Source organism: Klebsiella sp. CN_Kp073, from assembly GCF_040065495.2.
Taxonomy (GTDB): Bacteria; Pseudomonadota; Gammaproteobacteria; order Enterobacterales; family Enterobacteriaceae; genus Klebsiella; species Klebsiella aerogenes.
The window spans coordinates 3,210,398-3,223,546 of record NZ_CM198051.1 but is presented as its reverse complement, the minus strand read 5'-3'; the positions used below and the strand labels follow the sequence as shown (position 1 = coordinate 3,223,546).

The following is a 13,149-nucleotide window of genomic DNA, read 5'->3' as shown; positions in this document are numbered from 1 at the left end:
TTTAGTCGTGCACCGTTACTCTACAGGTTGCGGGCGAGTCGCTTCCGCCGTGGCCTGATGAGTAGCGCTATGGCCGCCTGCGGACCCTTTACCCTCAAAGGCAAACGGTGGGCGAACCCAATCGCTTTGGCGCGGCGCTTCCGGCACGTATTCCGGCGCCGGGGCGCGGGTCATCGGCGCGGTCGCGTGTCGAGTTGCGGTGGTTGCCGGTTGCGCTTTTACCACTGGCGCGGCGCTGACGACCGGCGTCGGTTCAACAACCGGCGCGGTTTCTTCAGCTGCGGTAACGGTTGTTTCTTCGACAACAGCGGTTTCTTCTGCGGCAATTGTTGGCTGCACAGTGTCGGTTTCTTCAGTCACCGGAGCTGGCGTGGTCTCAGTTTCTTCGACAACGGCCTCTGCTGGCGCACTGACCTCTGCCTGCGGCGCAACGGTTTCTGCTACAACTGCAGTCTCTTCAACCACTGCCGTTTCTTCGGCAACCGGGGCTTCAGCTACGCTTGCTTCTGCGGTCGGTTCGCTGGTCACTGTCGGTGCGACAGTTTCAGCTGCGACGGTTTCCGCAACGACAACCGGAGCGATAGTCTCCGCGACGACTGGCGTGATGATAGGCTCAACGCTGCTGGTTTCCTGCACCGGTAACTCTTCCTGCAGCTGATCCTGCACGCGAGCAATCGGATAACGGATCCACGCTTTACCTGATGCCAGCTCAGGCGACGCGCAGGCGATAGCCAGCGGCATCGGCGACTGGGTCGGATAACGCTCATCGCGGTAACGACGGCGACGTTGGCCGCTTACGCGCAGGTGGCGCGGAGAGCGACGTGAACGACGCGGCATACCGTTAGATTCACGAGCGTCGCCGTTTTCATCCTGCTCAGCGGCAGTTTCAACGACGGCCGGCAGATCGACTTTTGCCAGTTCGGTACGCGGCGAAGTGGATTCCACCTGCTGCTCGGCAACGGCTTCGACAACCTGCTCGGTTTCTACGGATTCAAAGCGGACTTTCTGCGCCAGCTGACGCGGCTTACGACGCGGCATGCTCTGAACGCGTTCTTCCTGCTCGGTCTCCTGCTGAACTACCGGTTCTTCGCGGGACTGAGATTTTGCTTCCTGCTGTGCCTGGCGCTTGTCATCATTCCGACGACGGTTGCGTTCACGGCGCGGTTGTTGCTGCTCATCGCGAGATTTACTGTTATCAGCCTCATTGCCAGCGGTTTGACGTGATTCGCGCTGTTCAGCGTTCTGCGGCTGTTTCTCACGGCGATTACGGCGGTTTTCCTCACGAGATTCGCGACCTTCCGCGTTTTCTCCGCGATTATCGCGATTGTCACGGTTATCGCGATTATCGCGGTTATCACGACGGTCATTACGATCGCGGCGATTATTAGAACGCGGTTTACGACGCTCTTGCTGACGTTCCGGTTTCTCTTCTGTTTTTTGCTCAGCCTTGACTTCCGCCGGTTTGGCTTCTTCTGCGCCAGCAAAAATGTTTTTCAAAGCGCCAAAGAAACGGGACAGCAGGCCAGGCTGGGCAGGCGTTGCTACTTTTGCGGCTGGAGCGGCGGCGGCTTTCGCTGCGACCGGTGCGGCTGCGGTTTCTTCCTGTACCGGTACTGGCGGCGCATCCGGCATCACGAAAGCGGCAAGAGCTGGCTCTTCACGGCGCTTGCGTTCAGCTGGTTCATCGTCGGACGGCATCGCCATCTCTTCTTCGTGTAGTTTCGGCAGCAAGTAGCTCAGGGTTGAGGTCTCTTCGCCTTTACGCACGCGCAGCACGGAGTAGTGCGGGGTTTGCATCTCATCGTTCGGGACGATGATGACGCGAATGTCGCTCTGACGGGTTTCAATCGCGCTGACTGCGGCACGTTTTTCGTTAAGCAGATAGGAAGCGATAGGTACCGGAACGATCGCATGGACTTCTTTGGTGTTCTCTTTCAGTGCTTCTTCTTCAATCAGACGCAGGATAGAGAGCGACAGCGATTCGTTGTCACGCACGGTACCGGTGCCGCTACAGCGTGGGCACACGTGGTGGCTGGACTCGCCCAGCGACGGGCTCAGACGCTGGCGGGACATCTCCAGCAGGCCGAAGCGAGATATGTGGCTGATCTGGATACGCGCGCGGTCCTGACGAACGGCCTCACGCAGGCGGTTTTCAACCGCACGCTGGTGGCGCACCGGAGTCATATCGATGAAGTCGATAACGATCAGGCCGCCAAGGTCGCGCAGACGCAGCTGGCGCGCAATTTCGTCAGCCGCTTCGAGGTTAGTATTGAACGCCGTTTCTTCGATATCGCCGCCGCGGGTCGCGCGAGCGGAGTTGATGTCGATAGCGGTCAGCGCTTCGGTGCTATCGATAACGATAGAGCCGCCGGAAGGCAGGCGAACTTCACGCTGGAACGCGGATTCAATCTGGGATTCGATCTGGTAATGGCTGAACAGCGGGATTTCACCGGTGTACAGTTTGATTTTGCTGCTGAAATCCGGACGACCGAGGGCGGCGATATGCTGGCGCGCCAGCTCAAGCACTTTCGGGTTATCGATCAGGATTTCGCCGATGTCCTGGCGCAGATAGTCGCGGAAGGCACGTACGATAACGTTACTTTCCTGGTGGATCAGGAACGGAGCAGGGCGACTCTCAGCGGCTTTCTGAATCGCTTCCCAGTGCTTCAGGCGGAAGCTCAGATCCCACTGCAGCGCTTCAGCGGATTTGCCGACGCCCGCGGTACGTACGATAAGACCCATGCCGTCCGGCAACTGAAGGCTCGCCAGCGCTTCTTTCAGCTCGGTACGATCGTCACCTTCGATACGGCGCGAAATACCGCCGGCGCGAGGGTTATTCGGCATCAGTACCAGGTAGCTGCCGGCCAGGCTGATGAAGGTCGTCAGCGCAGCGCCTTTATTACCACGCTCTTCTTTATCAATCTGAACAATGACTTCCTGACCTTCACGCAGAACATCCTTAATGTTAGGACGACCATGAGAGCTGTAATTGGCAGGGAAGTATTCGCGGGCAATTTCTTTGAGGGGGAGGAAACCATGACGCTCAGCGCCGTAATCGACAAACGCGGCTTCAAGGCTAGGTTCAATACGAGTGATTTTGCCTTTGTAGATGTTCGCTTTTTTCTGCTCGTGCCCGGGGCTTTCGATATCCAGGTCGTACAGGCGCTGCCCATCAACAAGAGCGACGCGCAACTCTTCCTGCTGAGTTGCGTTGATTAACATTCTTTTCATCGTAACTTACTCATTATTCTTACATTGACGACTAAGCTACGGGCAGAGTAACGCCTTACCGGGTGAAAACCGATGGCCTCGAGTCTGGTTCACGTCGCCAACCTCACGGTTGTCGCGCGCTTAAGAGGCGCAGAGTGTCGGTCGCCTGTGTTTCAAACGGAAACACAGCGCAATTATTCAGGGGAACAGCCTGGGATGTATCACCAGAGAATATTCCATTTATACACTTCATCCTTTAAGTGATTTCGCGTTGGCCGCGCTTGTTCACTTCAATCGATTGCGTGTACAACCGACTGAAGATTCTCTCTTTTGCAGCCTTGACGCACCTCAAACGATGTTGCGTATATTCTCATCGTCTCTCACGTCGCAGGGGTAATGGCTTAACCTGTTCACCTCAATCGGAGGATTCAGATGAACTCCCGGTAGTCCCGGAGTCGTCGCCGTCCTGCCACGCAAAAATCTTATAGAGCCTGTGCCGGTAAGGACTGCAACCCGCAGCCCGCTAACTGTCTGAAAGATCAATACGTCTTACGCCATTGCTGCGTGGATGATCGGTCAGACAAAATTGGTCATTCCGCTAATTTCTTGTTCTAACAAGTGTCAACACGGAAAACGGCTTCATTATTCCATTGCTAACCTTGTTATAGCAAGTTCACTTTTACCTTTTATCACCGGGTTACTCACAGTTTTTTCACCAGCGTCTACAGATTGTTCTAATAACAAACAAAACGCCGATGAAGCATGCGATGAAATCCGGATACTGATAAATATAAGCATATAAAAATGAGTGGCGCTAATGCCCTCGGCTATTTAGAATCGCCGACCATGAAAACTGAGACTCCAACCGTAAAAATGGTTGCCATTTCCGCCGATGAAGCGGGGCAACGTATCGACAACTTTTTGCGTACGCAACTTAAGGGCGTACCGAAGAGCATGATTTATCGCATCCTGCGTAAAGGCGAGGTGCGGGTGAACAAAAAGCGCGTCAAGCCGGAATATAAACTGGAAGACGGCGATGAAGTGCGTATCCCGCCGGTGCGGGTCGCCGAGCGCGAAGAAGAGGCCGTTTCGCCGCATCTACAAAAGGTGGCGGCGTTGTCGGATGTGATCCTCTATGAAGACGATCATATCCTGGTGCTCAACAAGCCTTCCGGCACCGCGGTACACGGCGGCAGCGGTCTGAGCTTCGGCGTGATTGAAGGGCTGCGGGCGCTACGCCCCGAGGCCCGCTTCCTGGAGCTGGTTCACCGTCTTGACCGGGATACCTCCGGCGTTCTGTTGGTGGCGAAAAAACGCTCGGCGCTTCGCTCGCTTCACGAGCAGCTGCGTGAGAAAGGGATGCAGAAGGATTATCTGGCGCTGGTCCGCGGTCAGTGGCAGTCGCACACCAAGGCGGTACAAGCGCCGCTGCTGAAAAATATCCTGCAGAGCGGCGAGCGCATCGTGCGCGTGAGTCAGGAAGGTAAGCCGTCCGAAACGCGCTTTAAAGTGGAAGAGCGTTACGCGTTTGCCACCCTGGTGCGTTGTAGCCCGGTTACCGGGCGTACGCACCAGATTCGCGTTCACACGCAGTATGCGGGACATCCCATCGCTTTTGACGATCGCTATGGCGATCGCGAATTTGACAAGCAGCTTTCAGGGACGGGGTTAAACCGCCTGTTTTTGCATGCCGCAGCGCTGAAGTTCACTCATCCAGGCACCGGTGAAGTAATGCGTATTGAAGCGCCGTTGGATAATCAACTGAAGCACTGCTTGCAGGTTTTGCGCAATAGCAAATAACCACAGCGGCGGATTCATACTCCGCCGCTTTCTTTAATAGCTAGCTAAGCAGGGGGTTAAAGCCTTCCCGGCGCAGCATCTGGCATAGCGCGATCAGCGGTAGCCCCACCAGTGAATTAGGGTCGCGTCCTTCCAGTCGTTCAAATAGCGTGATGCCTAAGCCTTCGCTTTTAAAACTGCCGGCACACTGCAGAGGGTTCTCTTTACGGATATAGGCCTCGATCTCCTGATCGCTTAAATGACGAAAATGGACGTCGAAAGGTTCGCATTCCGTTTGCAGGTGTCCGTTGGCCGAATTATAGAGCGCAAGCCCGGTATAAAAAGTGACAATCGTGCCGCTGGCCTTGCGTAGCTGACGGTAGGCATTTTCTTCAGTGTGCGGTTTACCGGTGATGTCGCCGTCTAAGACACAAACCTGATCGGAACCTATAATAAGGTGTTGAGGGAAGCGGGATGCCAGCGCCTGGGCTTTGGCTTGCGCCAGACGCGTAACCAACTGGCGGGCGGATTCGCCGGGCAGAGGCGTTTCGTTAACCTCCGGCGCCGCGCATTCGAATGGCAGCGAGAGTTTTTCCAGCAGCATTCGCCGCCACGGCGAGGTTGAGGCCAGGAGAAGATTAGACATATTTTTTCATCCACATATAGCGCTTCGCAGAGCATCATTTTAAACTATGCGCCGCAATGTGTGCGAATAAATGGCAAAAGGCAACCTGAGGCTGCCTTTTTCTTTGACTCTATGACATTACAAAGTTAATATGCGCGCCCTATGCAAAAGGTAAAATTACCCCTGACTCTCGATCCGGTTCGCACGGCTCAAAAACGCCTTGATTACGAGGGTATCTACGCCCGTGATCAGGTTGGCCGTGTCGCCGATTCAGTCGTCAGCGTGGACAGTGATGTGGAATGCAGCATGTCGTTCGCTATCGATAACCAGCGTCTCGCCGTTATTACCGGTGATGCGAAGGTGTCGGTAACCCTCGAATGTCAGCGTTGCGGGAAACCGTTCCCTCATCATGTCCACACAACGTATTGTTTCAGCCCTGTCAGAAATGACGAACAGGCAGAAGCACTACCGGAAGCGTATGAGCCGATTGAGGTTAACGAATTCGGTGAAATCGATCTGCAGGCGATGGTTGAGGATGAAATCATTCTTTCCTTGCCGGTAGTTCCGGTGCATGATTCTGAACACTGTGAAGTGTCCGACGCGGACATGGTCTTTGGCGAACTGCCTGAAGAGGCACAAAAACCAAACCCATTTGCCGTATTAGCCAGCTTAAAGCATAAGTAATTGAGGAGTAAGGTCCATGGCCGTACAACAGAATAAACCAACCCGTTCCAAACGTGGCATGCGTCGTTCCCATGACGCTCTGACCGCAGTCACCAGCCTGTCTGTAGACAAAACTTCTGGTGAGAAACACCTGCGTCACCACATCACTGCCGACGGTTTCTACCGCGGTCGCAAGGTAATCGCTAAGTAATCACGCCTTACTCCGTGGATTTCACGTTGCAAGAAAACGTACCTAACGTCCTTGCAACGTGAAAGACAAGAGTAAAAGCGTGGTGAAGCTTAGTGAGGATCTCCCCGGGTAACTGGGGAATAACCGAACCGGGCAGCGACGAGACCTTGACACGTCTAACCCTGGCGTTAGATGTCATGGGGGGCGATTTTGGCCCATCCGTGACAGTGCCTGCAGCACTGCAGGCACTGAACTCTAATTCGCAACTCACTCTTCTTTTAGTCGGCGACCCCGACGCCATCACGCCATTACTTGCCAAAGCTGATTTCGAACAACGTTCGCGATTGCAGATTATTCCTGCACAGTCAGTTATTGCCAGTGATGCGCGACCCGCACAGGCTATCCGCAGTAGTCGCGGAAGCTCGATGCGCCTGGCGCTGGAGCTGGTGAAAGAGGGCCGAGCCGAAGCCTGCGTTAGCGCGGGAAATACCGGCGCGCTGATGGGGCTCGCGAAATTATTGCTCAAGCCCATTGAGGGGATTGAGCGCCCGGCGCTGGTGACGGTACTGCCGCATCAGCAAAAGGGCAAAACGGTGGTGCTGGATTTAGGCGCCAACGTCGATTGCGATAGCACGATGCTGGTGCAGTTCGCGGTGATGGGCGCGGTGTTAGCTGAAGAAGTCGTGGGGATTAAAAATCCGCGCATTGCGCTGTTGAATATCGGCGAAGAAGAGATGAAAGGCCTCAACAGCATCCGTGATGCGTCGGCGATTCTCAAAAAGCTGCCGTCGTTCAACTATATTGGTTACCTTGAAGCTAACGAGTTGCTGACGGGGAAAACGGATGTTCTGGTTTGTGATGGATTCACCGGCAACGTCACATTAAAGACGATGGAAGGTGTTGTCAGAATGTTCCTTTCGCTGCTGAAATCACAGGGAGAGGGAAAAAAAAGGTCGTGGTGGCTGATTTTATTAAAGCGTTGGTTACAAAAAAGCCTAAGCAGGCGATTCAGTCACCTCAACCCCGACCAGTATAATGGCGCCTGTCTGTTAGGATTGCGCGGTTCTGTGATCAAAAGTCATGGCGCTGCCAATCAGCGCGCATTTTGCGTCGCAATAGAGCAGGCAGTGCAGGCGGTGCAGCGGCAAGTTCCACAGCGGATCGCCGCTCGCCTGGAATCGTTATACCCAGCAGGTTTTGAACTGCCAGGGAGCAGCAGCGGTAACGGGAATGCCCGACAGCACACCGGGACCAACGGATACGACTGACGCCCTGCGGTTTTAACAACGCGGGTATATTACCCAAGAGTGACTGAGCGTACATGTATACAAAGATTATTGGCACCGGCAGCTACCTGCCTGAGCAAGTGCGTACTAACGCCGACCTGGAAAAAATGGTTGAAACGACTGACGAGTGGATTGTCACGCGTACAGGTATTCGTGAACGCCGTATTGCCGCAGCGAACGAAACAGTTGCTACGATGGGCTTCGAAGCCGCAAAGAAAGCGCTGGAAATGGCGAATGTCAACCCGGAGCAAATTGGTCTGATCGTTGTTGCGACCACCTCGGGTACGCATGCCTTCCCGAGCTCTGCGTGCCAGATTCAATCTATGCTGGGGGTAAAAGGGTGCCCGGCGTTTGACGTCGCAGCCGCCTGCGCGGGCTTTACCTATGCCTTGAGCATCGCCGATCAGTACGTGAAAAACGGCGCCGTCGATTATGCGCTGGTGATCGGCGCTGATGTGCTGGCGCGTACCTGCGATCCAACCGATCGCGGCACGATCATTATCTTCGGCGACGGCGCGGGCGCGGTGGTGCTTGGCGCTTCCGAAGAGCCGGGCATTATCTCTACGCATCTGCACGCCGATGGCCGCTACGGCGACCTGTTAACGCTGCCGAATGCCGATCGCGTTGAGCCGGAAAACCCGATTTATCTGACGATGGCCGGCAACGAAGTGTTTAAAGTCGCGGTCACCGAACTGGCGCATATCGTTGACGAGACGCTGGCGGCCAACAACCTTGAGCGCTCGGCGCTGGATTGGCTGGTCCCGCACCAGGCTAACCTGCGTATCATCAGCGCGACGGCGAAAAAGCTGGGGATGTCGATGGATAACGTGGTGGTCACGCTCGATCGTCACGGTAATACCTCTGCTGCTTCGGTTCCTTGCGCGCTCGACGAAGCCGTGCGCGATGGCCGTATTCAACGCGGCCAGTTGATTCTGCTGGAAGCCTTTGGTGGTGGTTTCACCTGGGGTTCCGCGCTGGTTCGTTTTTAGTATAAGGATTTAAACATGACGCAATTTGCTTTTGTGTTCCCCGGACAGGGCTCTCAGGCTGTCGGTATGCTGGCAGATATGGCCGCGACCTGGCCTGTGATTGAAGAGACCTTCGGCGAAGCTTCCGCAGCGTTGGGTTACGATCTGTGGGCGCTTGCCCAACAGGGCCCGGCAGAAGAACTGAATAAAACCTGGCAAACGCAACCGGCGCTGCTGACCGCCTCCGTCGCGTTATATCGCGTATGGCAGCAGCAGGGCGGTAAAGCGCCGGCGCTGTTAGCCGGTCATAGCCTTGGCGAATACTCTGCGCTGGTCTGCGCAGGCGTTATCAATTTCGCTGATGCCGTTCGTCTGGTTGAACTGCGTGGTAAATTCATGCAGGAAGCGGTACCGGAAGGCACCGGCGCGATGTCTGCAATTATTGGTCTCGACGATGCGTCCATTGCGAAAGCCTGTGAGGAATCTGCGCAAGGGCAGGTGGTTTCGCCGGTGAACTACAATTCTCCGGGCCAGGTGGTTATCGCCGGGCACAAAGAAGCCGTTGAACGTGCAGGCGCCGCGTGTAAAGCCGCAGGCGCCAAACGCGCGTTGCCGCTGCCGGTCAGCGTACCGTCCCACTGCGCGCTGATGAAACCTGCCGCAGAAAAACTGGCGGTTGAACTGCAGAAAATCACTTTTAACGCGCCGACGATTCCGGTCGTGAATAACGTCGACGTGAAGTGTGAAACCGCGCCGGATGCTATCCGCGATGCGCTGATTCGTCAGCTGTACAGCCCGGTTCAGTGGACTAAGACCGTTGAGTTTATGGCATCTCAGGGCGTCGAGCACCTGTATGAAATGGGTCCGGGTAAAGTCCTCACCGGCCTGACCAAACGTATTGTTGACACCCTGACTGCTTCTGCGCTCAACGAGCCGGCTGCGATGTCTTCGGCGCTTGAGCAATAAAAGAGGAATACCATGAGTTTTGAAGGAAAAATCGCGCTGGTTACCGGTGCAAGCCGCGGTATCGGCCGTGCAATCGCTGAAACCCTCGCCGCGCGCGGCGCGAACGTTATCGGTACTGCCACCAGCGAAAGCGGTGCGCAGGCGATCAGCGACTATCTAGGCGCCAACGGTAAAGGTCTGATGTTGAATGTGACCGACCCGGCATCTATTGAATCTGTTCTGGAAAATGTTCGCGCAGAGTTTGGCGAAGTTGACATCCTGGTCAATAATGCCGGGATTACTCGTGATAACCTGTTAATGCGAATGAAAGATGATGAGTGGAACGATATTATCGAAACCAACCTGTCATCTGTATTCCGTCTGTCAAAAGCGGTAATGCGCGCTATGATGAAAAAGCGTCATGGGCGTATTATCACTATCGGTTCTGTGGTTGGTACCATGGGAAATGCTGGTCAGGCTAACTACGCTGCGGCGAAAGCGGGTCTGATTGGTTTCAGTAAGTCACTGGCACGTGAAGTTGCGTCTCGCGGTATTACTGTAAACGTTGTTGCTCCGGGCTTTATTGAAACGGACATGACGCGTGCGCTGACCGATGAGCAGCGTGCGGGTACGCTGGCTGCAGTTCCTGCGGGGCGCCTTGGCTCCCCAAATGAAATCGCCAGCGCGGTTGCATTCTTAGCCTCTGACGAAGCGGGTTACATCACTGGTGAAACCCTGCACGTCAATGGCGGGATGTATATGGTCTGACCGAGATTTGCGCAAAATGTTCAGGAAGCGCGCAGTCTGCACGCTTGCGGGTACTGTTTTGTGCGAAATCATTTGCGTTATTAGGGCAAACAGCCGCAAAATAGCGTAAAATCGTGGTAAGACCTGCCGGGATTTAGTTGCAAATTTTTCAACATTTTATACACTACGAAAACCATCGCGAAAGCGAGTTTTGATAGGAAATTTAAGAGTATGAGCACTATCGAAGAACGCGTTAAGAAAATTATCGGCGAACAGCTGGGCGTTAAGCAGGAAGAAGTTACCAACAATGCTTCCTTCGTTGAAGACCTGGGCGCTGATTCTCTTGACACCGTTGAGCTGGTAATGGCTCTGGAAGAAGAGTTTGATACTGAGATTCCGGACGAAGAAGCTGAGAAAATCACCACCGTTCAGGCTGCCATTGATTACATCAACGGTCACCAGGCGTAAGTGAACATCTCCAGGCGGTCATTCGACCGCCTGAGTTTTATCTTTTTTTGTCCCACAAGAATCTATTTTCCCTCCCTGGAGGACAACCGTGTCTAAGCGTCGTGTAGTTGTGACCGGACTGGGCATGTTGTCTCCTGTCGGCAATACCGTAGAGTCTACCTGGAAAGCTCTCCTTGCCGGTCAGAGTGGCATCAGCCTGATCGACCATTTCGATACTAGCGCCTATGCAACGAAATTTGCTGGCTTAGTAAAGGATTTTAACTGTGATGATATCATCTCGCGCAAAGAACAGCGCAAGATGGATGCCTTCATTCAATATGGAATTGTCGCTGGCGTTCAGGCCATGCAGGATTCTGGCCTTGAAGTGACGGAAGAAAACGCAACCCGCATCGGCGCCGCTATCGGTTCCGGTATTGGTGGCCTCGGCTTGATCGAAGAAAACCACAGTTCGCTGGTAAATGGCGGACCGCGGAAGATCAGCCCGTTCTTCGTACCGTCCACAATTGTTAACATGGTGGCCGGTCATCTGACCATCATGTTTGGTCTGCGTGGACCGAGTATCTCCATCGCGACCGCGTGTACTTCAGGCGTACATAACATCGGCCACGCGGCGCGTATTATCGCTTACGGCGATGCCGACGCGATGGTTGCCGGTGGTGCAGAGAAGGCGAGTACGCCGCTGGGCGTAGGCGGCTTTGGCGCTGCGCGCGCGCTGTCTACCCGCAATGATAACCCGCAGGCGGCAAGCCGTCCGTGGGATAAAGAGCGTGATGGCTTTGTGCTGGGCGACGGCGCCGGTATGGTCGTGCTGGAAGAGTACGAGCATGCGAAAAAACGCGGCGCGAAAATCTACGCTGAGATCGTCGGTTTTGGTATGAGCAGCGATGCGTACCATATGACGTCTCCACCGGAAGATGGCGCTGGCGCTGCGCTGGCGATGGTTAACGCCATTCGCGATGCGGCGATTGAACCGGGCCAGATTGGCTATGTCAACGCCCACGGTACTTCGACGCCAGCCGGTGATAAAGCAGAAGCCCAGGCGGTGAAATCCGTGTTTGGCGATGCGGCAAGCCGCGTGATGGTGAGCTCCACCAAATCCATGACCGGCCACCTGTTAGGCGCGGCTGGCGCAGTAGAGTCTATCTACTCTATTCTGGCGCTGCGCGATCAGGCGGTTCCGCCGACCATCAACCTGGATAACCCGGATGAAGGTTGCGACCTCGACTTCGTTCCTCATGAAGCGCGTCAGGTTTCCGGTATGGAATACACCCTGTGTAACTCCTTCGGCTTTGGCGGTACTAACGGTTCGATTATCTTCAAAAAAGTATAATCAACCGCTAATGCTGGTTCAGCGTTGACGAAAAGACCCGCCTGGCGGGTCTTTTTTTATTCGGTTTTCTCCGCTTGTTCTCTGCTTTTTATCCTGAGACACTGTGCCACCGGTGAGAGGAGCCCCCTATGTTCTTGATAAATGGTGTCGAGCAGAGTGTACTGGCAGCTAACGACCGTGCTATTCAATTCGGTGATGGCTGTTTTACCACCTCACGAATCATCAACGGTCAGATAGCCTTCTTCAATGCCCATTTGGCCCGTTTGCAGGATACGTGCGAAAAACTCTTTATTCCTTTTACTGCGTGGCAAATGCTGGCCGCAGAGATGCAAGAACTCGCAAAGTCGCATCGTGAAGGCGTCCTCAAGGTGATCATTACGCGTGGTTCAGGAGGTCGGGGATATAGCGCGAGCGGATGCATTCAACCTACCCGCATGATGAGTGTGTCGTCTTTCCCCGCGCATTATGCGCGTTGGCGAGAAGAGGGAATAACTCTGGCGTTAAGCCCGATCCGCCTGGGGCGCAATCCTTCGCTGGCGGGGCTCAAACATCTTAATCGCCTCGAACAAGTCTTAATTCGTTCTCATCTTGAGCAGACGGACGCCGATGAGGCGCTGGTTCTTGACAGCGACGGGTGGCTTACGGAATGCTGTGCCGCGAATGTGTTCTGGCGTAAAGGAAGCCAGGTGTTCACGCCGCGCCTCGATCAGGCGGGCGTTAATGGCATTATGCGCCAGCACTGTATGGCTATGTTGGCACGTTCTTCTTTTGAGGTTGTCGAAGTATCCATGCGCCCTGATGTACTGCGCGATGCCGATGAAGTGCTGATTTGCAATGCGCTTATGCCGCTGGTACCGGTTTGTCGTTGGGATGACGTCTGTTGGTCTGAACGCGATCTTTACCATTTTTTAGCCCCATTGTGTGAGCTGCCTGGTTAG

Annotated in this window: 12 protein-coding genes; 10 read left to right on the top strand and 2 right to left on the bottom strand. The window is 54.7% G+C overall.

The features are described 5' to 3' along the window. Positions 1-15 precede the first annotated feature (15 nt). Positions 16-3,231 (bottom strand): ribonuclease E, encoded by a 3,216-nt coding sequence (gene rne, locus ABLV66_RS15675; protein ID WP_348877150.1) that lies wholly within the window; start codon positions 3,229-3,231, stop codon positions 16-18. A gap of 825 nt (positions 3,232-4,056) precedes the next feature. Here rne and rluC point away from each other — a divergent pair. Then, positions 4,057-5,010, top strand: a complete 954-nt coding sequence (gene rluC, locus ABLV66_RS15670) for a 23S rRNA pseudouridine(955/2504/2580) synthase RluC (RefSeq protein ID WP_072251500.1) — start codon at positions 4,057-4,059, stop codon at positions 5,008-5,010. A gap of 40 nt (positions 5,011-5,050) precedes the next feature. Here rluC and ABLV66_RS15665 read toward each other — a convergent pair whose 3' ends face one another. After that, positions 5,051-5,635: a Maf family protein gene (locus ABLV66_RS15665; RefSeq protein ID WP_047046888.1), complete on the bottom strand. Its 585-nt coding sequence runs from the start codon at positions 5,633-5,635 to the stop codon at positions 5,051-5,053. Positions 5,636-5,776: 141 nt separating this feature from the next. On the opposite strand from ABLV66_RS15665, the gene yceD reads away from it, so the two are divergent. The 9 genes from yceD to pabC all read left to right on the top strand — a co-directional run bounded on the left by yceD (position 5,777) and on the right by pabC (position 13,149). Continuing rightward, on the top strand, positions 5,777-6,298 hold the full coding sequence (gene yceD, locus ABLV66_RS15660; protein ID WP_015705036.1) for a 23S rRNA accumulation protein YceD: 522 nt from the start codon (positions 5,777-5,779) through the stop codon (positions 6,296-6,298). Between the two features lie 16 nt (positions 6,299-6,314). Continuing rightward, positions 6,315-6,488 carry a 50S ribosomal protein L32 gene (gene rpmF / locus ABLV66_RS15655; RefSeq protein WP_000290724.1) on the top strand — a complete coding sequence of 58 codons (174 nt, stop codon included), beginning with the start codon at positions 6,315-6,317 and terminating at the stop codon, positions 6,486-6,488. A 146-nt stretch (positions 6,489-6,634) separates the two neighbouring features. Beyond that, positions 6,635-7,735 (top strand): phosphate acyltransferase PlsX, encoded by a 1,101-nt coding sequence (gene plsX / locus ABLV66_RS15650; protein ID WP_088389843.1) that lies wholly within the window; start codon positions 6,635-6,637, stop codon positions 7,733-7,735. A gap of 53 nt (positions 7,736-7,788) precedes the next feature. Next, entirely contained in the window at positions 7,789-8,742 is a 954-nt protein-coding gene (locus ABLV66_RS15645) for a beta-ketoacyl-ACP synthase III (protein WP_045393676.1), read from the top strand. A 15-nt stretch (positions 8,743-8,757) separates the two neighbouring features. Further along, positions 8,758-9,687, top strand: coding sequence for an ACP S-malonyltransferase (gene fabD / locus ABLV66_RS15640; RefSeq protein WP_045393679.1), 930 nt, complete (start codon positions 8,758-8,760; stop codon positions 9,685-9,687). A gap of 12 nt (positions 9,688-9,699) precedes the next feature. Then, entirely contained in the window at positions 9,700-10,434 is a 735-nt protein-coding gene (fabG, locus tag ABLV66_RS15635) for a 3-oxoacyl-ACP reductase FabG (protein WP_348877149.1), read from the top strand. A gap of 210 nt (positions 10,435-10,644) precedes the next feature. After that, the gene (acpP, locus tag ABLV66_RS15630) at positions 10,645-10,881 is read left to right on the top strand and encodes an acyl carrier protein (RefSeq protein ID WP_000103754.1); all 237 of its coding nucleotides are present in this window, start codon (positions 10,645-10,647) and stop codon (positions 10,879-10,881) included. Positions 10,882-10,969: 88 nt separating this feature from the next. Continuing rightward, positions 10,970-12,211, top strand: coding sequence for a beta-ketoacyl-ACP synthase II (fabF, locus tag ABLV66_RS15625; protein WP_015705037.1), 1,242 nt, complete (start codon positions 10,970-10,972; stop codon positions 12,209-12,211). A 128-nt stretch (positions 12,212-12,339) separates the two neighbouring features. Next, a complete protein-coding gene (gene pabC / locus ABLV66_RS15620; protein ID WP_049060031.1) occupies positions 12,340-13,149 on the top strand; it encodes an aminodeoxychorismate lyase in 810 nt (269 codons plus the stop codon).